The sequence below is a fragment of the Paenibacillus cisolokensis genome, from assembly GCF_018403665.1.
GTDB classification, from domain to species: Bacteria; Bacillota; Bacilli; order Paenibacillales; family Paenibacillaceae; genus Paenibacillus_AH; species Paenibacillus_AH cisolokensis.
In genome coordinates this window covers 23,533-44,361 of record NZ_BOVJ01000006.1, presented here as the reverse complement: position 1 = coordinate 44,361, position 20,829 = coordinate 23,533, and the positions used below count along the sequence as shown (strand labels likewise).

Sequence of the window (20,829 nt, the reverse complement as noted above, 5' to 3'; positions counted from 1 at the left end):
TCAGCAAAGATTCCGCTCAAAAAGCCGGTTTCCCACGGCGAATTCCGGGAAAATTACCCCGAAAAAACAAAAAACATAGGAAATAAGGGCTGAAAAGCCCATCTCCTATGTCTCCAACGGTTTGGTCGACTTGGTCTATGTTTTTTTGTACCGAAAGGAACGCGGTTCCTTGCTTCGATTAAACCTACTAAAACAATAAGAATAATATAATGTTAGATCTTAACAATTCCTTCTACGCTTGTCAATGTAATTTTTAAAGAGCGAGACCGCCGGGACAAGCCCGGACGGTCTCTTCGCGTTCGATGCAGACTATCTCGCAAGATCATAGAACGGATTCATGATCCTCGCCTTGTAGAACGCCGCGCCCGGAACGGTGCGCATCGAATCGGGCTGGAAGAAATCGACGCTTTCCGTGCATCAATTGTTCCGCGTGCTGCAGCCGCCCTTCGGCGTCTTGGCATCATCGGTCACGGTCTGCACCACCTGACCGGACCATTGGTTGCCGACCGCCTTGACGCCGACGCGGCTGATCATGTCGGCTCCGGAATACGAGAGGTCAAGCGAATTGGTCGATATCACATACTGGTACACTTTGCCGCCGGAAGCGACCCACAACCGGTCAGCATCGCCGTAGACAGGCTGAATGTCGTGACCGTCCAGCCGGTCGACCTGCAGCCGGACGTGGACGCTGATTTCGGGAGCGGCCGCCATTCCGGAAATTTTCAGGCCGGCGATTTCGCTGTTTCCGATCGTCCACAATATTTCTCGGACAGGATCATCCCATAAGGCGCCGTGGGCGCTAGGCTGCTTGTATTCGGCATAGGTCGCGGAATCGCTGCCTTGGGAAGATTTTATCCGGATAAGCGCCAAAAACGCGCCAAAACCCACCTAACAAAAAAAACACTTGCGCGAACGGGCCGTTCGTGTAAATCTACAGTATAGAAATAATCTGCCTATGCGCCTAAGCCGGCTTTTGACTTTCGACACATAGGAAAAAGGGTGCCATTCGTACAAAATGCGGTTCAACTTCAATTTTTCGTTCGGCGGGCAGCTTTCCCCGGACGCCACCAGAAACTTTCAGCTCGATCTGGCGGCCAGCGGCCTGTTCAGCCTGTTTAACGTCGTCTTCAACCAGTTTTATATTCCGATGGCGATCGACGCCGGGGCCAACAGTTTACAGGTCGGCATTCTGTCGGCCGCCCCGGCGGTCGGTCTTATTTTCTCGCCGCTGTGGACCGGCTGGATCGAACAATCCAGCCCCAAAATGTTTACCATCATCCCCAACCTGATCGGCCGGGCGCTTATCCTGTTGCCGGCTTTGTTTGTCTCGCCCTGGGTATTTGTCGTCACGGCGCTCATCTTCCATCTGCTGATGGGCATCCAGGCTCCGGCCTACCCTTCGCTCATGACCCGGGTTTTCCCTGCCCATTACCGCGGAAGGCTGATGGGTTATGTCCGGGTGCTCATGGGTCTCTTGATGATTCCGATCGCTTCGCTTGTCGGGATCTGGTCGGACCGGTACGGTTCGTCCGGACCGCTCGCCTATGCCGCCATCGCCGGCGTCCTTTCGATCCTGATCTACTTCGGGTTGAAAGAAACGGTCGCTCCCGCTGAGCCATCCGGCGACAGGAAACGGCTGGCGCTGCGCGAACAGTGGCAATACGCCCGGCAAAACCGGGCGCTGGTCATTTTCTGATCGCCTCGTCGTTCAGCGGTTTCGGCAATATTCTTTCGCAGCCGCTTTACCAGCTTATCCAGAAAGAGCGGCTGGCGCTCAGTTTTTTTGAAATCGGGATGGCACGCACGACCTATTTCGCCTGTTTGCTGATCGCTTATTTCGTCATCGGCATTCTGATCGACAAATTCGATCCGGAAAAATTATCGTCTACGGCATCGCCGCTTTCGCCGTCGTGCCGATGCTGTACGGATTCTCCGAAAGCTATCCGGTCGTCCTGATCGGCAGCGGCATCCAGGGGATCGGCGACGCCATCTGGGATATCGGCATCATGGCCTATGTGTTCCGCCTCGCGCCCGGCCGGGAAGCGACCGTGTTCGGCCTGCACCTGCTGTTGTTCGGCATTCGCGGCACGATCGGCCCGCTGCTCAGCACCGGCCTGTCCGAGACGCTGCCTTTTTCGATCATGTTGTTTGCGGCTTCGATTTGCGGATGGGTGGGGGTTGTCATCTTCCTGCTTCCGATGATCCGGTCCCGCTTCCCTATCCGTCCCCAATCATCGGTAAATATCCGCCGGAATCATTCGGATAGCTAAAGCGATATCGGAATACGCGCGATATGCGCGGGGCGCCATCCATCATATCCCGGAAATAACCGGTTCGATCCAACTGATGCCGGCGCCGAACGCCGGCCGGTTCAGCCCGGCCGCGCGTCGTTCCGATATTCCGAAGGGGTGCATCCCATCTGCTTTTTGAACGGCTTGGCAAAATAGAATAAATCGCGGCAACCGGTCCGTTCGGCCACCTCGCCGATCGGACAATTCCGCAATAGCTCGCACGCACGCTTTGTCCGCTTCTCGGTCAAATATTTCGTGAACGTAACCTGCAGTTCTTTCTTGAACATCTTTTGGCTTCCTGATCACGAGGCTCGATAAACCCTTCTTCTATCCCATTTTAGATCCATCTTAATTGAACGTAAAGATCGTGCAAATTGTGATGGAAGCCCCAGCCGATTCCCATCGTATTCGAAACAATGGCTCTGATTCTATCCTCATATTGGTCGAACAACCCGGCTGTTTCGTCCTCGTTCACGGTTTTAATGACATCGGAGTACATAGACTCCATACTGTAATAAAACCGTTCATCTATATCGCCATAGGTCAGTGTGAAGGAGACGCCGCTTTCGACATAGATTAACTTCAATTCCAAACTGTACTTGACATTGCCGGTCAATCTTTCAAATTCCGAAATCGCTTTTTTAGCCTCTTGCAGTCTAAGCTTTGCATGACCGCGTTCAGGGAAAAATTCGTTCTCAATCTTTTTGCGATATTCATGAAATAAATTCTCTACCGCTTCATCGCCCAATATTTTTACAGCAAGAAACTTCTCTATGTCTTTGCTGGCACCGTAACACGCTTTGACCAGTTCAACCAGTTCGTCCCGACTCATTTGTTTCAAATGCTTGTTCAGAGCGGATTTGGTCAGTTTAACCGGCTTTTTCAATTCAGGTTGTTGGATTAGCGATTTGGGAATGAGCTTGTTCTTGTGCTTTTTAATATAACGTTCACTTCATCGCAGGAAAAACGTTCGGCATCATATTCCTGTCCAAGCCACTCCGTAAATTCTGCCCGTTCCGGATGATTCGGGGTGGACAGCGCTTCCAACATATGCTGGTATGCCCATGCGCCACCGACATCTTCCGGCGGACAATTGCGGGCTCCTCCCAGACAAACCGGAACAGGGTCGATTACTGTCGAAGAATCGATCCTTACCACAGTTACGGTGTGCCGCCAATCATCGCCGAAATCGTATGTGTAGGAAAAAACCGTATTTTCCTTGGTTACATGTTTCTGAACCGTTTCTCTGCGTGCATCCAGCACCTCGCGGTTTTCCATATATGAAAATGTCGGATCGGGCAACCCGATCGCTCGTTCATTCACGTGAAACTCGTACAAATGGTAATTATCCCAACCCATGATGAACTGGATCATTTCGTGCAGCTGATGAAAAGTCACATCCGGGTGAAATTGAAATTCCCGCCAAATCTTCGGATTAATTTCGTCCAGTTCGATTTTGCACGTATAGATCATTAACATCATCTTCTCCGTATCGTTTTTTTGGGGTAGCCAACTTTTCCAACTTTCAGTCTCTACTTGCATTGTAAACAAATCAATTATAACAGAATTGGTTGACATTACTAACGGTAATTTCATTCTTCCTCGCAAAAAAGACTCCCTATCCGACCGCTTGTCGGTGATAGGAAGTCTCCGGCAGACAACGACATCTCGCTTGGCGCAATGTCGGTTTATTTGGGAGCAAACAGCGTTTTATCCACGAATTGGTTCACATCGACTTTGGCGGGAAGCACCTGCAGCTCGTAAAATATGTCGCTGACCTGCTGGACCCTCTTGATATCGTCGTCGGTCACCGGACGGAAGCTTTGTTCCCCCCGTCCGACTACGGCTTTGGCCACGTCCTCTTCCAGCCGGGTTTGATTCTGGTATACCTTGGCATACTCGTCCAGGTTCCGATTGCTCCAATCCCAGGCTTTGGCGAAACGTTGCAATACATCTTGAATCGCGGCCCTTTTGCCCGGATCCGCCAGCGCTTTGTCGGATGCGGTCAAAAATCCGATGCCCGTATTGATATCCGTGCCGTCCCTGAGTACACGCGCCCCTTGCCCTTGGGCGATGGCATTGTACGGATCGAACGTGGCCCATACCTCGATCTTTCCGGCGGTAAACGCGGCGAGCGCATCCGTCGGCAGCACAAAGCTTATTTTTACGTCATCGACGGTAAGCCCCGCTTCTTTCAGAGCGCCGATGAGCAAATATTGGGCAATGCTGCCCTTGGCGGAAGAGACGACGACGGTTTTCCCTTTAAGATCGGCAATCGATTGAATCGGCGAGTCTTCAGGAACAAGAATCGCTACACTCTTGCTGGAGTTCGTCGTCGTAGCCACAATTTTGATCGGCACGTTGGAACCGGCCGCTTGCAACACAGGCGTATCCCCGGCGGGAGCCGTATCCACTTCACCCGACCTTACCGCTTCGAATAAAGGAGCGGCTCCTTGAAAATTCGCCCACTTGATTTTGTACGGCGTTCCTTCCAATACTTTGGCCGCCTCCACTCTCGCACGGTACCCTCCGGCTTGATCGCCCAACACCAGCGTCACCTGCGAAAGGTCGATTTTATTTTCTTCCGATTTAGTCTTTTCCGCTTGACCGCCAGCCGTACCGTTAACGGGATCATCCGGCTTTTCGCCGCAAGCGGCCAGAACGAGGACGGCAAGCGCCGCAATCGCCAAGGAAGCTATCATCTGCTTTCGTAAAACCGGTTTCTCTTCATCAATCAATCCACTCCCCAATATAAAATCCCGGTATCATGCAAAAGCGCAAATCAGAGAAGCACGTCAGGCTGTTCTTCGACCAGGATTTCATATAACGGCTGAAAATTGTACCACCCGCTGTCCGGCCTGGACAATTGCGAATGCGTAAGCTTCGCGGTCTCATGATCGATCGGTTTCGGATTTCCCGCCGCTTCGGCAAGAAGCTGCGCATGGCAGGCCCGATCCATCGCAATAAACCAGTAAGCCGCCTCATCGACGCTCGTTCCGACCGTCAGCAGCCCGTGATTTCGCAAAATAACCGCTTTATAAGAGCCGAGCGCCTTGGCAATTCGTTCGCCTTCGCTTTGATCCAGCACGACTCCGCCAAAGTTGTCGTATAAGCCGTGGTCCTCATAAAAAACGCATGAATCCTGCGTTAACGGGTCCAGCAATCTTCCCAGGGCAGACCAAGCCTTCCCGTAAAGCGAATGCGAATGCGCGGCGGCGATGACATCCGGCCTCGCCCGGTGGATCTGTGTATGAATGGCAATCGCCGCTTTGTTGATCGGGCGGTTGCCTACGATTACCTCGCCGGCATGATTAACCAAATGCAGATCGCTTACTCTTATTTTTTTGAAATGCACGCCAAGAGGATTGACCCAATAGTGATCCGTTTTTTCCGGATCTCTCACGGTAATGTGACCGGCAACGCCCTCGTTAAAACCGAATCGGTCGAACAGCCGGAACGCGACCGCCAAACGCTCCTTCCGGTGTTGACGCTCCTCCTCGATACTTGTAAACTCCGGCTGTACGTATAGCGGTTGAAGCTCTTTTGCCATAATAGGTTCTCTCCCTTTCTTTAAATAGTCGACAATCCATCTAATATATATGGGTTTACTATGTATTTATCTAACACTTATGATAGCCCAGCGTTCCATATTTGTGAAATTCAAATAAGTGAAGATTCTCATTTAAAAAATGAACATCCGAACAACTGACATGCAAAAAACCGGAATCCGAGTTGCTCGACATCGGATTCCGGTCGCTGCTGCTATTATTTTTCTGCTTGTAAAACTCATGATACAGCTTCATCAGCGCTCGTTTCTCGATCCGCGATACGTAGCTGCGCGAGATGCCGAGCTGTTTGGCAATTTCCCGCTGCGTCCGCTCCTCGCCCCCTTGCTCCAGGCCGAAACGGCCAACGACAACCTCTTTCTCCCGTTCGTCGAGAATGTCCAGGTTGCGGTAAATTTTGCTCTTCTCGATTTTAAGCTGCACCTTCTCCACCACTTCGTCGGGTTCGGAGCCCAAAATATCGATCAATGTAATTTCGTTTCCTTCTTTATCGGTGCCAATCGGATCGTGAAGCGAGACGTCCTTGCGCGTTTTCTTAAGCGATCGCAAATGCATCAAAATTTCATTTTCTATGCAGCGGGCGGCGAATGTCGCCAGCTTCGTCCCTTTGCCGGACTGGAAGCTTTCGATCGCTTTGATCAGGCCGATCGTTCCGATGGAGATCAGGTCCTCCAGGTCTTCGCCGGTATTGTCGAACTTCTTGAAGTTGTGAACACGAAACGATGTCATCTTCATGCTGAATAAACTGTTGGCGTTTCAACTCATCAAGTGCTCCGACTGCTGTAATCTGCACTTCGTTCCCGTCAAAACGGATCAAGATCTCATCAACTAACGTTTGCACGATATGACGCTTATCCTCAAAGGTCAGTTGATCTCCGCCGCTCTCCACAAACATGCGGATGATTTGCGTCAGCTCAGCCATACGGGACGCGGAAAGTTCCTTCTCCAACAGCTCAGATAATTGCTTCTCGTACCCGGCGAGCTCTTGTTGCAGCGACTTTAACCCGGCGTTGATGTGCTGCATTTCGCTTAACATCTCTTGTTCGTCGATGACTTCCCGCTTAAACATGACTTTAATTTTTTCTTTTTCCTTTTCTTTTTGCTCGATTTGCCGTTTGATTTGGTCCGCGGCAGACCGCAACTCCTGATGAATTTCTTGCGATCGGCTGTGTAGCCTTTCGATATAATCATCGGGGTTGGACAGTGTTTCCAAGATTAGCCGCCATACGTAATCATCGAGCATATCGGCGCGCAGCGTTTGAGTTGGACACTTCTCGACGCCTTCGCCATACTTCTTCGGGAATTTATTGGGACACCGATAACAGGTGTAACGGATCTTTTCTCCCGTTTCTTTCTGGACTCGACCCGTGTAAGTCGTTGCTTGCCACATTCGGCCGCAATGTCCGCAACGGATCATAGATTTTAACAAGTAATCATATTTGACATTTCCCGATTTCTTCATGTTTTTCTCTTTCTGCGCTTGCGCCAGTGCAAATAATTGCGGGTCAATGATGGGAGGCACCTCGACCAAGATCCATTCATTTTCACCGCGGAACTTATAGTTTTTTTCGGCGTCCCGTTCTTCGTTTTTTCTCCCCGAATTTTGCGTGTTTCCCGACGATTATAATAAAACTTGCCAATATACACTTCTGACGTTAACACGCGCCGAATGGAACTGGCGCTCCAATTTCGGCTTTCACCGCGTTTCGGTACTGCTCCAAGCGAATACAAACGTTCCCCAATCTCCCTGAACGTATAATGATCGTAGACATACCAATGATACATTTTGCGCACGAATTCAGCTTCCTCTTCATTGATCACCAACGTATGTCCGTTAAAGTCGTATCCGTACGGCGCCACCCTCATCGGCATGATTTTTTCTCTTTCTCCACCGCTTTGAGTCTGCCGCGTACCGTCCGTTTTTTTATTAAAGACAATTCGTATTGAGCAATTGAGCTCATAAGATTGAAGAAGAGCTGTCCCTCCGGCGTATTTCGGTACTCCGTATCCACGAAGATGATCTCAACATCGCTTCTCTCCAATTCCCGGCAGAGGATTAACTTGTCTGTCAAATCTCTGGTTAATCGGTCGGGATGCGTAACAATCAATCGATTGATTATTCCTTGCGTGACATCCCGCCTTAAATCATTCATCGCCGGACGATCGATGTCCTCTCCTGTAAAGCCTTCTTCACGATATACTTTAATCATGCCTTCCGATAGCCCCATGTCTCTCGCTTTTCGAATGCAAATCTCGACTTGCGCGTCAAGACTGGTGCCTTCGGACGCTTGCATGCCCGTTGAAACTCTGGAGTAGATTGCTGTGTACATAAAACAGACTCCCTTCAAATCCTCGCTTATACAACCAAGTATTGACACCCGCGCAACAAAAAAACCGGCTTACTCAGTCGGTTTTAAGATTAATCGTTTTAAAATGTAGTCGATGACTGCGCATTTGGCTTCGTTGGCGGATAAGGCGCTTGAGGGGTTTGGAACTGCAAATTGCTGGGGCACATATACGATTTTGATGGTTGGCATTCGCTCCATACTCCTCACCTCAATACACCTTATTCCGCCAGACGATTGTCCTAACACAAACGATTGATGTTTTCGACAAATTTGTATTCCGCTTGCATCAATTGCGCGAAGCTTGTCTCTTGCTTCGCGCCTACAAATGTGTAGAACCGATACCCTTCAACGACAGACCGATTGATGAACCCATGCCATAAAAAGGGGGAGGATTTTAATACAGTCAGAAGGCGGTCAAGAATTGTCAGATCATGATTGTAAAGATCTACAATCACGGCATTCTCTCTCGCTTCTATTCGGAAATAGCAGTCCATTTCATTGAGCCGAAGAATGTAACCGCCTATGTCTCTGCGATTGCCTGCGGAAGAAATGAGCAAAGGAATCAAATCTTCCAATTTGGACACGACTTCCCCTGCAAACTCAAAATTTTTAAAGTCCCAACGATTCCTCAATTCTTCAGAATATACCCAATCAAAGGGGACACGGTGATGATTCCAAACTTCGCTAGCAATTCATTGTTGAATCTTCTAGGTTTAGACGGATCAAATAAATCGGCGATGGTTGAAGACGATCTGGAAAAGTCGCCCAAAAGCAATCTCCTTAACTCTGCTGTTTTCAATTGTTGAGCTTGAGTTAAGGCTTTCCTGCGATTTGGCAATGAAAGCTTCCTTAATAAAAGGCCAAATGTTTCTGGATTAGCCGAATTCCTGAATTTCGTTCAATAATTGAGAAAGAACCCGAATGAAGCAGCTGTTAAAGTGCTCATTCGGGTTCTTTGTATGAACAATTTATTGCAAGCACAGACTCAGGCTATGCTTTGTCGCATCAAAAGCGGATTGGATACCAAAAAGAATGGGGAGCGGTATCGCATCAAATGCCCTTGGAGACATGATTTGGACCAGAGGATGGCCGCTGATTAGGCTTCAGCTGGGAGCAGAAGCAAAAGATGGATGTTTCAATTGTTATTTTAGTTTGAAAGAAAAGAAAATTCAAGTGCGATTAAGTAGATCTTGTTCCCTATATTTTTCTAAAACTTTAGTGGTTTACTTATTCCTTCTCATTTGCTTCTATAAGCATCCATATACACCATATCCTTTTACAAATGCCTGAAATAAAATTATCGCTTTCAGTTTCATCAATTCCTAAAAAAACTCGTCCAACTTGTCTTCAGTGTGCTGAGAGACGATTGACATTTAATTGTTCTGCGATAATCCATTAATAACATGTCTAGAAACAATACTGATGTCTTGTAATTTGTGCCTACTGAGAATTAAACGTTTTTTAATTCAAATGCATCATTGAAATCGTCTCCAATCACTTTAACAATTTTTGAATATCATTTTCATAAATCCCCAAATCCTTCAACATACGCAAGTTATTAAATTCCATAAAATAGAGAAAATCTATGACTTGCTTAATTTTTGTATCCATTATTTGTATATATCGTTCAACGACCTTTTCACATCTCATGTAATATAGAACAACTGATAATTTTGCATAAAAATCATATTCGATATAGCTTGATTTTAAACGTATAGCGCTAGAGATAACTACATCTAAATCTACGTTTCTAAAATAATGATGAACTTCATTAATAACTGTCTTTAGTTTTGGACGTGATTTATAAAGTAATTTATTGATAATATTACTATATAAACGATTATCTGTTCCCTCAAATATTTTGTAGAGGATCCTTACTAGCGGATACCTTCCTCTTCTAGTGTTCTCAAATTGCTTATGCAGTTCACTTAGAAGATCATGCTTATTTCTCCTATAGCTTTCGTAAAGCGATTCTATAGTCCCAAACCGAAATCTGAAACCAATATTTTCTTTATAATCCTTGTGCGTAATTCCAAGATTGTTTAAAAAAAGTTGATAATTCTGATGTTTGGTATAGTTATCGTTATGGATATCCATATCTTGACTAGTATCTGTCACTTCAAATTGAATATTCTTCACAGCTTCATGTTTAACGTAATGCGGATCACTTGGACCTTTGATATAGTACGCTTTACCTACATAATGTTGAAAAAGCCTGCCTGATCTTCCGACGAGATTATAAAAATCAAATGCATCGAAATTTTCAAGGTCCATTCTCTTTGTACCTCTTGCAGGTTTTGTTATAACTATATTTTTGGCAGAGGTATTTACTCCTTCTAATAACGTAGATGTACATAGGAGTTTGTTATATTTTTTACTGTTTTCATACAAATCAAGTTGAAACAATCGAATGCCCACTGGTAACTGACCATTATGGACTAAATATCCATTTTTCATTGCTTTTACTAAATACCAGTCATCATGAATTTCTTCATTAACCCATTGTATAAACTCGTTGATTTCCGGATTATCAGTATCTATTTCAAATTCCACGTTATCTTTATCTAAATCCTTTACAAAATCGTGAATCCCAGTTACCGTTGGAAAATAAATTAATGTCTTCTCATCTTTGTTAAGAGACTTAACAATTTCATAAACCTTTTTCTTTCGATCCCTCTCATCAATAATTTCGCTCGTTATTACATCATTGACAACAGGGGAAAAGTTAGATCGAATAAATTTGGGTCTCTTTTCAAGTTGATCAAGTTTTTCGACCCCACCTATAAATGGCGCTAAAAGAACATGCTTCTTTGCAATTTGAACCAGATAATAGTAGGCTAGATTTAGTATCAATATCCTGTCGTTATCTAAGTCTTTTTGTAACTTGTAAACTTCGTCAATAACAAGAAAATCAATTTTTTCAAAAGATGTGTAGTAAGACTTATCAACTACCCGATCATGTGTTAATATGAAAATGTTTTTGTTATTAAAGTTATATTTTTTCCCTTCCTGTATGGATAAATAAATATTGTAATTTTGAAATATCTTTTCATAACGCTTAATAATTTTTTCATATACTCATCAACAAGAGCTAGAGTAGGGACGACTAGTACAATATTATCGGGCTGAAACCTTGCAATATATTCGAAAATAACAAATGTTTTTCCGAAGCTTGTTGGAGCGCTAAATATCACCCCTTCTTCTTCAGAAATATATTCTATAATCTGTAACTGTTCAGGATGTAGTGAAACGCGGTCATCCAAGTAGGATAGGGCAAATGAATTATAAATTAATGAATCTAAGCAGAAATTTTTAGAATACATTGTTAAACCTAGAGTGAAGAGTTTATCAGCTAATTGTTCCGCTTTATAAGTTGGATCTTGCGACTCGTCAATTTCCCGAATAAATTGATTTCTAAGAATTTGCGGATTGTAGTTTCCGGTATTGCTCATCATACCAATCCATCCTCAACCTTATTTGTTTAGTAATTCCTTCAACAAAACGTTGCTTATTTATTAAGGGCAAAGAAATCAAATAATACCTGGTTTCCAACCCAAATAATTGCTTACGTGAAATGAGCTGCAGCTTTGAAAAGATATCTTCAAGATTTGTTTCGCTTCCGTGTGCAATAAAAATAGGTATGCCGATTTTATTAATCTGAGCTTTTTAATAAAATCGCTAAAATTAATACAAAACTCTTCTATACCTCCAAATAATTCTCGAAATGTATCTAGCTTAAGATATGGATTGCTAAGGACTAGTATAAATTCCTCTTCTAATTCCTTTTGATAACCGGTAATAGATTTGTTAATTAATTTGATGCCATTATCTAAGTTTTTAGTTACTTTTGACTCGCCTAACAATATCATTTTTTCTTCCTTAGCTAAATGAAGCGTATCAATTCCATTTACACTCATATTCATATCAGTTGTTAACTTAAACTTTGGGATAATGCATTCAAATTTAAAATAATCTGCTAAAAAAACGTGAAAAATATATTCGCCAATCCTGCCGATTTTACTCAATCTTACAACTGATTTTCCGCTTTCTTTTGTTTCTGAATCGTATTCATCTTTTAAGAGTGTTGCCAGATCTTCTTCCAGATCCGAAATATCTTTTTCAATGTGTTCAGAATCAATGTAATAACGCAGTTCTTTGTACAAAGTGGCATAATGTTTAACTGATGGGGAAAATTTTATTCCAAACTTTCCTTGTGCATAAGACAGCAAAGTATCTTCGTTTAGCACAAACTCAAATAGTCCTGAATAGAAATTGTTCTCATCTTTTATGTCTATATAAAAAAAAGAATAACTGCAATCCAAGTTATACACTTGAAAACTTCCATACTCTTCCATTAAATAGATAGCAGAATTAAGAATAACTTTTGCACCTCTTTTCACGATTGCATTACATGCTTTTTCTTGCATTACTTAACAAAATGATACAATACCTGCATTACATGATTCTGTATAAATCTTCCCATATCCTTCTAATGAGGGACGCTTATGATCCATTTTCCTAAGTCATTATTCCCATCTAAATAAATGAAAAACCGTCAACAACAGACGGCTTAACTTTATCTTAAACGAAAAATAATAATTGGTCCGCGTTATGTTATTGTTACTGTTATTGTTACTGTTATTGTTACTGTTATTGTTACTGTTATTGTTACTGTTATTGTTACTGTTACTGTTATTGTTATTGTTATTGTTATTGTTATTGTTATAATTTGTTCGTGCTAAGATAATAATTGTATGATGGGGTGCCGGCCCGTCCTAGGAAAACACCGCGGCTAACTTTTTCAGAAAACAAGCGAGCTTACCGCAAGGCGGTTGGCGGTGAGACTTCGCTTGTTTCATTTACGTGTCAATCTCATATGAAGCGACTATATGACCCAGATCTGATCATTCAATTACCTTAAGCAGCAGGGTATCTAGAAAAAACAAATTCGTACACTTTTTGCCTATAGTAAGTCAGAGATGCATCATCATAGCTTTCCGGCAATTCATTCCATAATGTATCCCGAATTAGGACATCCACAACTGCTTGCGTCTCCTCCTTATCCCTCCAGTGGTCAAGTTCGGCAATTTTAGCTTTAATTTTTTCCAGCAGAACCTTCGACAATTGTTTGATTTTCTTGATCTCATTCGGTGTCAATGACTCTTTCAACAGCAAGTCATATATAGCAAGTTCTTCGTCGCTGTCAAATCCTTCACGGGCGTACCTTTTCTTTTCTTCATCAAGATCTTTGACTAGATTAGCGAGATCAATAAATGTTTTTTCAATTGCTGTCTTATCTTGTTCAGCGTTATATTCCTCAATTATTTCCTGATAACGTTCATAATAGTTTATTCGGGAAGGATTTCGGCTCATCATGTCTGCTAGCCGGTCTTCAACAAGATCTTTTAAGTCTTTCATTAACAAATTTTTGTTACGTGCTTTGGCAAATTCCTGTTGAAGTCTGGAAAAATCGATCTTACTGATATCAAAACGCTTCGACCCTTCAGCAACCTTGAAATCATCGATTACTGTTATATATTCACTTACGATATCGTGGAGCTGAACCATTAAATCCGTTGTGTTGGAATGCTTCCGTTTAACTTGTAATTGTTCATAAACAGCACTTATTGCATTTTTGAAAGCTCTATGATCATCGGTTACTTCATGCCGTTCCACATATTTGAACAATTTGAACAGCTCTCTGGCCATGATTTCGAAGCGCTTTTTTACTTCATCGGATACACACATAGCGTTGGCACCTGCTTGTACCAATGCCAGCTTCTCAAAGCCCGCAGCACGAACAAGCTTTGACAGATCAAATCCGTTCTCATTCATATAGTCCACGATCTGTTTCAACAACTCAAAAATTCGCGCCAATAATTTTTCTTTATCGGGAGCAGGATCGGTAGCTTCCCCGCTTTGCCCTTGCCTTGCAGTGTAGTCGGCAAGCGCTTTTCTAAGCGCTTTTACTACGCCTATATAGTCCACGATCAACCCATTGCTTTTTCCCTCATAAACCCGGTTAGCTCGCGCGATCGTCTGCATCAATGTATGAGCCTTCAATGGTTTATCCAAATATACGACAGATAAAGACTTAACATCAAATCCGGTCAACCACATTGCGCAGACAAAGACGATTCGAAATGGATGATCCGGATCTTTAAAGTCTTTGTCCATCTCGTGTTTTTCCATTTTTCACGATGTGGCTTAATATCCAGTCCCCATTTTTGGAAGGTTGCGATCTCGTTTTGCTCTTGACTGATGATAACGGCCATTTCGGTCTCTTTCATCCATTTTAACTTGCGGCTGATTTCCTGGTGTTCTTGTTGTGTGGCTTTTTCAAGCGTCTTTTCGATCTCATTGATTTTTTTGGACCAATATTTTTGAACCAGGGTATACATTTGTACGGCAGTAATCTTGTTGATGCAAACAAACATGGCTTTCCCGGTTGTCCAGATCTCACTGTAATGGTTAACAAAATCTTGAGCAATTTTATCCAGACGCTTCTTGCTCGTCAGTATATGTATGTCTTTTGCCAAATCACGTTCCAATTTTGCCTGTTGGTTTACATCCAAGTCAGCGGCTTCAATGGCATCAAGCAGTCTATCATTAATCTCGGGATTCGTGATTTCCAGCATGTCAGCCCGATTCTCGTAGTAAAGCGGAACCGTAGCACCATCTTCCACCGCTCGTTTAAAATCATATATGGAAACATAACTTCCAAACGTACGCTCGGTAATATTGTCATAAGAAAAAAGCGGCGTACCGGTAAACCCGATTCGGGAAGCGGTCGGCAATAAAGCAATCATATTTTCAGCAAAAATGCCGTTTTGAGTCCGGTGTGCCTCATCAGATAAAATGATAATGTCATGATCAGGGATAATCGGTTCAACATTCTTCTGATTGAATTTTTGAATCAGCGTAAATATGAAACTGGGATTCCCTTTTAACATTTCAATGAGCTTCGTACTGCTGGTGGGAATGAATTGCTTCGCTTTCAAACTGCCGAGACAGCCGCAAGCTTCAAAGGTATCGCTGATTTGCTTATTCAATTCTTCTCGGTCGGTCAATATGACGAATGTAGGAGAACCGGGAAATTTCCGGCGTATTTTTTGTGCAAGGAAAACCATAGAGTAGCTTTTACCGCTGCCCTGCGTATGCCAAAACACGCCCAATTTCCCTTTCCTGAGCTTACGTTCTTTGTATGATTGAACAGCTTCGTTGACTCCAAGAAATTGATGATTCCGAGCCAAGATTTTTGCCGTTTTGCCGCCCGAATGGTCATAAAGGATGAAATTTTCAAACAGATCCATAAAGTTTGTCTTATCGCAGATCCCGCGAAGCATCGTCTCCAAATCAACGGATCCTATATCTTCTTCCTTCAAACGCTTCCATTCGTGAAAAAACTCATACTTGCTGCCGAGCGTACCTACTTTAGCCTCAAGCCCGTTCGATAACATCAAGAAGGCATTAAAATGAAATAACTGCGGGATGGTATCCAAGTAATCCGTATAGTTAAGGTAATAGGCATCGCTTACGTCTACATTTTGTTTTTTCAGTTCAATAAACAGCAGAGGAATCCCATTCACAAACCCGACAATATCCGTTCTACGGCGATGGAGATTACCATGGATTTTCATTTCTTTAACGGCAAGAAAATGGTTCTTCAACGGGTCATCAAAATTGAAAACCTTTACCAGACGAGGCTCAATTTCACCATTTGGTTTTTTCACATTGACAGGAATCCCGTCTCTTAACATGGCATATTTTTGCTGGTTAATTTGCATGAGCGAATTGGAAGCATTATAGGCGAGCAACGTCTTGATAGCATCCTCGCATAATTCCTCTGTCAGCCAATCGTTATTTTCAAACAAGGCTTTCTTGAGATAACGTTGCAGGACGATTTCACGATATGATTTCCGGCCAAGAGTACCTTGTTCGCCAAGCACTTCCTTGTCGTAAGCGAACACAACATCCCAGCCCAAAACGTCCTTTAGCAGATCGCCTGCGCTGTTTTGAACAAGTATGGTTTCGGAATATTCCCAGCTCAATGGATTTACCCCCTTTATACTTCAATTTCTTCGCTTATTAATCTAGGGAGTAGTTTGTCTCGGGCTTGGCGGAGTAGATAACACTGTTTATTGAGGGTCTTAATTTTATTAAATATGGGTTCCATATGATTAATGCAACTTTCAATTAAGTGATTAGGTGGCAAAAGAAAGTCAGCATTTTTCAGATCTTCTACCTTCACTCTTTGTCGACCGTCTGCCCCTGACATACTTTTAATCGCTAGTTGTCTAAAATTATCATCTCTTGCAAGACAATATACCATGAAAGGATTTAACTTTATTGATCTCATAACGATAAATTCTGTCGACCCAACTGCTTTTTCTTCTGGATTAAGAAAGTTAACAAACGCTGTTTTCCCATTTTCAAGGCATGGGGTAATTCTCGCTAATAATGTATCTCCATTCTGAAATTTGCTGCCAGAGTTAGAAGTAGTCTCGACTATCAATGATTCATCTACTATCATTGTACTTGTATTTAATGCAGCCATAGGAAGAGATTTTTTAGGTTGATTTTTATTTAGTTTTGTTACTGGATTAAACTCAATCACATCTTGTAGTTTGCATAATGTCCATCCCTCCGGAACACCATCTACAATTTTCGTTCTCTCGTATCCCGGAAACCGCAATTTTACAAACCATTCTTTATACAGTCGCATAGCAGCTTCTTCAAGTAATTTGATTTGTTTTTGGTTGTTTTCTATAAGGTCATCGTAGGCTGAGAGAACGTTTGTTATTTTTAATTGAGTAGTCCTGGGGGGATTAGGAATTTGTAACTGACGTAATTGCGTTAAGGACACAAATTGTTGACTAGAGCCCTTTTGATTTCCAAACAATTGTCCTTTCCCCATATTACTACAAAGAAAATAGTATAACCATTTTGCCTTAGTTTCGTCCCCACACTTAAAGAGTGCAATATTTTTTATTGCATAGTCCGGATCATCTTTAACAACTGCAGCTTCACCTATTGTTCCTATCATTGACATTAAAACATCCCATTTTTCTACTTTGCTGCGTTTGTTAATATTTTCAAAGTCTTGTTCGGTAATTAAATAAGCGTGCTCAACCAAAATTTGTCCATTTTTTATATGTTTCGATGTTATAAGAGGCTTGCCGATTGATGCTTGCTTTGGTGTATCATGTGTACCATCCCGTACGGAATCACAAAATTCTGTTGCAGTAATTGTTTCCCATATCATAATCCTAACCTCTCAAAATTAGCCGAAATAGTTTCCATCAAGTCATTCGCCTCTGCCTGCAAAGACCGAAGTTCGTTATGGATTTCAATCATTCTTTCAGCAAAATTTTCATCGTCTTCCTTAATTGGCGCAACACCCACATACGCCCCAGGAGTCAGAGAGTAATTTTTCTCTTCAATGTCTGAAAGCGAAGCTTGCTTACACAGACCAAGCACATCCTGGTAAACCCCATCACCGAATTTGTCCGTCAACCACTTTGCTTCCTTGATAATCGTGCGACATTCTTTGATTTCGGCTACCGTGGATTCAAAAGCAGCGGATACCGTCTTTTTAAACTGTGCCCAGGTTGAGACTGTATCCATGATAACTTTCGCGAAATCTTTTGCTTCCGCTTTTTCCAATCCATCACCATAAGAGAGAAGGGCTTTTGACTGCTCATTCAGAGTAGATACATATTTCTTGAGCAAGTCATTTAATCCATACAAATCCTGTAGTGAATGTGCTTTGTTTACTGCAGATTTAATTTCTTTTATTAATGCCTTGAGCGGATCAGCGAATCGCTCCAACAGTAAAAGGTCATTTTCCATCATCGTCAACAATGTAGAAAGCCGTTCTTGGATTTCTTGTTTATATTCAGCAAGCAGATTTATATATTTCTCCGTTTCACCGCGGTAGAGCCAAACGATTGCAGTCAGGTTTTTAAGCTGCCATCGGCTCCATTCATTTAATGTCCGATCTACCACAGTAAAGTAATTCCGGGCATCAATAAACAATACCTTGTCGCGAATGTCGTCTTTCTTTGATCTGTCAAAGAACCATAAGGTACAAGGCAAAGATTTGGTATAAAAGAAGTTATTACCAACAGAAATCATGACATCAACATCGCCCGTTTCCAGCAATTGTTTGCGGATTTCTCTATCTTTACCGCCGCTATCCGTAGCAGAAGAAGCCATGACAAAACCTGCTCTGCCGGTTTCATTAAGGTAAGCATAAAAATAAGAAATCCACAGATAGTTGGCATTGGAGACTTCCTTTTTATCATTCACCCCTGGAAGTCCAAACGGTAATCGGCCGGCGTTCAAGGTACTCTCGGCTTTCACTTTATCTACATTAAACGGCGGATTTGCCATGACATAGTCGCATTTGCCTTCGAGATTATGTGCGTCGTTATAAAAAGTATTAGCTTCGTCGCCAGATTTGATCTTTCCATTTAATCCATGTACCGCCATATTCATGAGACACAATTTTGCGTTGTATTCTACTTTTTCTTGCCCATAGAAGGTCATGGCACTATTAGCGCTAGTACCACTAGCATTAACAAAATCCCCAGTTTGGACAAACATGCCCCCGCTGCCGCAAGCCGGATCAAGCAGGATGCCGCGCTTCGGTTCAATAACATTGACAATCATCTGTACGAGTGATTTGGGTGTAAAGAACACCCCATCATCTGAGGCTACTGCGGGAGCAAATTTACTTAGAAAATATTCATAAATACGGCCGATAATGTCGCCGCCTACTTCGTCCAGTGTCTTGTTATTAAAAATGCGAAGCAGTTCCCGTAAAAGATCGTTATGGAAAGAGGTATAAGTTTTCGGAAGTACGCCAATGAGTTGGGAGCTCTGCTCTTCAATAAGTTCCATGGCTTCATTTACTGCTTTGCCTAAATCCGCATCATCAGGCAGATTAAGAAGGTAGTCATATCTTGCTTTTTCCGGTAAATACAATGCATTTTTAGTTTTAAAATCGTTAGGCTCAACTGGAAGAACACGTCCCGCGCGAACAGGACGATCCTTCAAGATCTCTGCTTCCACTGCCTTAAAACGGCTGTACGCATAACGCAGGAATATGATCCCGAGAACTGGCATGCAATACTCGTTAGACGTCAGCTTAGAACCTTGACGCAATAGGTCTGCGGATTCCCACAATTCAGATTCAAGTTTTCTAATGTTAATCATCGTTATTCTCCTAAGAAGTCCTTTTTCTATAAAAAAATATAATGTATATTTCCAATGGAATATCCATGAAAATCCTTATAGGAATTTAGACCAAAATGGTCGCAGTTAAATAAGCCTCAAGAACCTATGTTTCGACAAAACATTATTTGATTCCTGCCATTTTGTTCCCACGTATCATACGTTCCTTATTTTATTATATATCGTAAAATGTGAGGGGATATTGTTAGCGAATATATGTTCCAACGGTAATCATTTGATAAAATGCGGAAATTGTTCTGGTGCCTTACGAATCTCCTGCGCTAACTCCTCATACTCTCTCGTCAGTTTTACGGATCGAACTCTTTTTGCTTCTTGGTCTCGAGGTTCGATAAAACCTTCTTCCCGCCAGCGATTAACTTTCTCCCTAATGGATCGATCTGACATTCGAAGCAGTTCCCGCAACTCACTTGTTGTAATAACATTTTGCTTAAAAGTGAGTTGGGCAAATACCATTCTCTGTTGCGGGTCTAGCTTACGAATCAGCTCCGGTTCAACCTTCATTATTTGGGCAGATTTTTCTCCTACAATCGCGGCAGCTTCCTGGAATACTTCTGCCAAACCTTCAATAAAAACTCAAGCCATGGAGTCAAATCCGCCTCATTTCGACCGAAGTAATAATTGTGATGAAGCCCTAATTGGAGCCTGCGATAGTACTCTGCTATATTCCGATCGTAAAAGTTTTCAAGCACAAACAAACCCTTTAATCCAAACCCGCCGCGGCGAAGAAGATAAGTGGCTAACATGCGGGCGGTACGGCCATTCCCATCCATATAAGGATGGATCGTCAAAAATTGCCACATAAAGATTCCTGCTTTGATCGGGACAGGTATTGCGTAGGTTTCCGGCGAGTTAATCCAAGCTACCAGATCCTCCATCAAAGAAGGAACATCCTTCCACTCTGGTGGCAGATAGAATCCGGAAGCATTCCGGCTGCCAACCTGATTTTGCACTTCTCGATATTCACTAATGCGGGGTCTCCGGCCGTGCGAAATGCGAATGATGGCATGCAGTTTTTTAATGAACTCTTCTGTGACTGGTAGTTGTCGTTTTTCAGCTTCGTCAAGGTATTCCAATGCCTTCATTAAGTTGTAAACTTCTTGTTCCTCGTCATGATTGCTGTCTTTATAAAGGTACTTTCGTTTTTCCGCCTCATCAAGTGTATTCCCTTCGATCTTCGTTGAAAGAATAACGGTCTTTTCCATCGACTCTTTTTTTAATAAATCCAAGATTGATGCAGGTAACGGGAGCAAGTCAACAACAGTACAAGCTTGTTGTATGTCCATGAGTTTACAAGCTATGTGATCCGTAATGGAATATTTGGGTTTGAACATCAAATCACCATCCTTAACAACATTGTATCATTGC

At 43.0% G+C, this 20,829-nt stretch carries 19 protein-coding genes and 3 pseudogenes; 3 read left to right on the top strand and 19 right to left on the bottom strand.

The window, feature by feature from the left end:
- Positions 1–417: 417 nt before the first annotated feature.
- The gene (locus tag PACILC2_RS00930) at positions 418–870 is read right to left on the bottom strand and encodes a DUF6528 family protein (RefSeq protein WP_213526879.1); all 453 of its coding nucleotides are present in this window, start codon (positions 868–870) and stop codon (positions 418–420) included.
- 145 nt (positions 871–1,015) lie between these two features.
- On the opposite strand from PACILC2_RS00930, the gene PACILC2_RS26125 reads away from it, so the two are divergent.
- From PACILC2_RS26125 to PACILC2_RS26115, 3 genes are read left to right on the top strand one after another with little or no spacing between them, the layout of a single operon-like run.
- A complete protein-coding gene (locus PACILC2_RS26125) occupies positions 1,016–1,696 on the top strand; it encodes an MFS transporter (protein WP_244863139.1) in 681 nt (226 codons plus the stop codon).
- Positions 1,654–1,956, top strand: coding sequence for a hypothetical protein (locus tag PACILC2_RS26120; protein WP_244863138.1), 303 nt, complete (start codon positions 1,654–1,656; stop codon positions 1,954–1,956). The genes PACILC2_RS26125 and PACILC2_RS26120 overlap by 43 nt, the downstream gene beginning before the upstream one ends.
- Positions 1,911–2,270: an MFS transporter gene (locus tag PACILC2_RS26115; RefSeq protein ID WP_244863137.1), complete on the top strand. Its 360-nt coding sequence runs from the start codon at positions 1,911–1,913 to the stop codon at positions 2,268–2,270. Before PACILC2_RS26120 ends, PACILC2_RS26115 begins: the two co-directional genes overlap by 46 nt.
- A gap of 101 nt (positions 2,271–2,371) precedes the next feature.
- On the opposite strand, the gene PACILC2_RS00920 is transcribed toward PACILC2_RS26115, so the two are convergent.
- From PACILC2_RS00920 to PACILC2_RS00845, 18 genes and pseudogenes are all read right to left on the bottom strand, one after another.
- Positions 2,372–2,578, bottom strand: coding sequence for a helix-turn-helix domain-containing protein (locus tag PACILC2_RS00920; RefSeq protein WP_213526877.1), 207 nt, complete (start codon positions 2,576–2,578; stop codon positions 2,372–2,374).
- A 50-nt stretch (positions 2,579–2,628) separates the two neighbouring features.
- Positions 2,629–3,123, bottom strand: a complete 495-nt coding sequence (locus PACILC2_RS26110; protein ID WP_244863136.1) for a DUF6155 family protein — start codon at positions 3,121–3,123, stop codon at positions 2,629–2,631.
- A gap of 68 nt (positions 3,124–3,191) precedes the next feature.
- Entirely contained in the window at positions 3,192–3,764 is a 573-nt protein-coding gene (locus PACILC2_RS26105) for a plasmid pRiA4b ORF-3 family protein (RefSeq protein ID WP_244863135.1), read from the bottom strand.
- Between the two features lie 215 nt (positions 3,765–3,979).
- Positions 3,980–4,981 (bottom strand): ABC transporter substrate-binding protein, encoded by a 1,002-nt coding sequence (locus PACILC2_RS00910; protein ID WP_244863134.1) that lies wholly within the window; start codon positions 4,979–4,981, stop codon positions 3,980–3,982.
- A 92-nt stretch (positions 4,982–5,073) separates the two neighbouring features.
- A complete protein-coding gene (locus PACILC2_RS00905; RefSeq protein WP_062492283.1) occupies positions 5,074–5,841 on the bottom strand; it encodes a class II aldolase/adducin family protein in 768 nt (255 codons plus the stop codon).
- A gap of 220 nt (positions 5,842–6,061) precedes the next feature.
- Positions 6,062–6,568: pseudogene (gene sigK / locus PACILC2_RS00900) on the bottom strand (RNA polymerase sporulation sigma factor SigK); the annotation flags it as partial.
- Between the two features lie 562 nt (positions 6,569–7,130).
- Positions 7,131–7,247 (bottom strand): annotated as a pseudogene (locus PACILC2_RS26100) (hypothetical protein); the annotation flags it as partial.
- 68 nt (positions 7,248–7,315) lie between these two features.
- Positions 7,316–7,642 (bottom strand): recombinase family protein, encoded by a 327-nt coding sequence (locus tag PACILC2_RS00895; RefSeq protein WP_244863142.1) that lies wholly within the window; start codon positions 7,640–7,642, stop codon positions 7,316–7,318.
- Positions 7,643–7,719: 77 nt separating this feature from the next.
- A complete protein-coding gene (locus tag PACILC2_RS00890; protein WP_213526871.1) occupies positions 7,720–8,187 on the bottom strand; it encodes a recombinase family protein in 468 nt (155 codons plus the stop codon).
- Between the two features lie 257 nt (positions 8,188–8,444).
- Positions 8,445–8,789, bottom strand: coding sequence for a hypothetical protein (locus PACILC2_RS00885; RefSeq protein WP_213526869.1), 345 nt, complete (start codon positions 8,787–8,789; stop codon positions 8,445–8,447).
- Between the two features lie 910 nt (positions 8,790–9,699).
- Positions 9,700–11,058, bottom strand: coding sequence for a hypothetical protein (locus PACILC2_RS00880; protein WP_213526867.1), 1,359 nt, complete (start codon positions 11,056–11,058; stop codon positions 9,700–9,702).
- A 110-nt stretch (positions 11,059–11,168) separates the two neighbouring features.
- Positions 11,169–11,660 (bottom strand): DEAD/DEAH box helicase, encoded by a 492-nt coding sequence (locus PACILC2_RS00875; protein WP_213526865.1) that lies wholly within the window; start codon positions 11,658–11,660, stop codon positions 11,169–11,171.
- A gap of 75 nt (positions 11,661–11,735) precedes the next feature.
- On the bottom strand, positions 11,736–12,605 hold the full coding sequence (locus PACILC2_RS00870; RefSeq protein WP_213526862.1) for a Hachiman antiphage defense system protein HamA: 870 nt from the start codon (positions 12,603–12,605) through the stop codon (positions 11,736–11,738).
- Positions 12,606–13,122: 517 nt separating this feature from the next.
- Positions 13,123–14,382 (bottom strand): type I restriction enzyme endonuclease domain-containing protein, encoded by a 1,260-nt coding sequence (locus PACILC2_RS00865; protein WP_213526860.1) that lies wholly within the window; start codon positions 14,380–14,382, stop codon positions 13,123–13,125.
- Entirely contained in the window at positions 14,316–16,256 is a 1,941-nt protein-coding gene (locus PACILC2_RS00860; protein WP_213526858.1) for a type I restriction endonuclease subunit R, read from the bottom strand. The genes PACILC2_RS00865 and PACILC2_RS00860 overlap by 67 nt, the downstream gene beginning before the upstream one ends.
- 14 nt (positions 16,257–16,270) lie before the next feature.
- Positions 16,271–17,470 (bottom strand): restriction endonuclease subunit S, encoded by a 1,200-nt coding sequence (locus PACILC2_RS00855; protein WP_213526855.1) that lies wholly within the window; start codon positions 17,468–17,470, stop codon positions 16,271–16,273.
- On the bottom strand, positions 17,467–19,425 hold the full coding sequence (locus PACILC2_RS00850; protein WP_213526853.1) for a type I restriction-modification system subunit M: 1,959 nt from the start codon (positions 19,423–19,425) through the stop codon (positions 17,467–17,469). Before PACILC2_RS00850 ends, PACILC2_RS00855 begins: the two co-directional genes overlap by 4 nt.
- A gap of 249 nt (positions 19,426–19,674) precedes the next feature.
- Positions 19,675–20,795: pseudogene (locus PACILC2_RS00845) on the bottom strand (Fic family protein).
- Between the last annotated feature and the right edge of the window lie 34 nt (positions 20,796–20,829).

Coding starts and splice junctions, on each gene's coding strand:
- PACILC2_RS26125 (WP_244863139.1), top strand. CDS start 1,016: ATGCGGTTCAACTTCAATTTTTCGTTCGGCGGGCAGCTTTCCCCGGAC.
- PACILC2_RS00920 (WP_213526877.1), bottom strand. CDS start 2,578: ATGTTCAAGAAAGAACTGCAGGTTACGTTCACGAAATATTTGACCGAG.
- PACILC2_RS26110 (WP_244863136.1), bottom strand. CDS start 3,123: ATGAGTCGGGACGAACTGGTTGAACTGGTCAAAGCGTGTTACGGTGCC.
- PACILC2_RS26105 (WP_244863135.1), bottom strand. CDS start 3,764: ATGATCTATACGTGCAAAATCGAACTGGACGAAATTAATCCGAAGATT.
- PACILC2_RS00905 (WP_062492283.1), bottom strand. CDS start 5,841: ATGGCAAAAGAGCTTCAACCGCTATACGTACAGCCGGAGTTTACAAGT.
- PACILC2_RS00895 (WP_244863142.1), bottom strand. CDS start 7,642: ATGTATCATTGGTATGTCTACGATCATTATACGTTCAGGGAGATTGGG.
- PACILC2_RS00890 (WP_213526871.1), bottom strand. CDS start 8,187: ATGTACACAGCAATCTACTCCAGAGTTTCAACGGGCATGCAAGCGTCC.
- PACILC2_RS00875 (WP_213526865.1), bottom strand. CDS start 11,660: ATGATGAGCAATACCGGAAACTACAATCCGCAAATTCTTAGAAATCAA.
- PACILC2_RS00865 (WP_213526860.1), bottom strand. CDS start 14,382: ATGGACAAAGACTTTAAAGATCCGGATCATCCATTTCGAATCGTCTTT.
- PACILC2_RS00855 (WP_213526855.1), bottom strand. CDS start 17,470: ATGATATGGGAAACAATTACTGCAACAGAATTTTGTGATTCCGTACGG.
- PACILC2_RS00850 (WP_213526853.1), bottom strand. CDS start 19,425: ATGATTAACATTAGAAAACTTGAATCTGAATTGTGGGAATCCGCAGAC.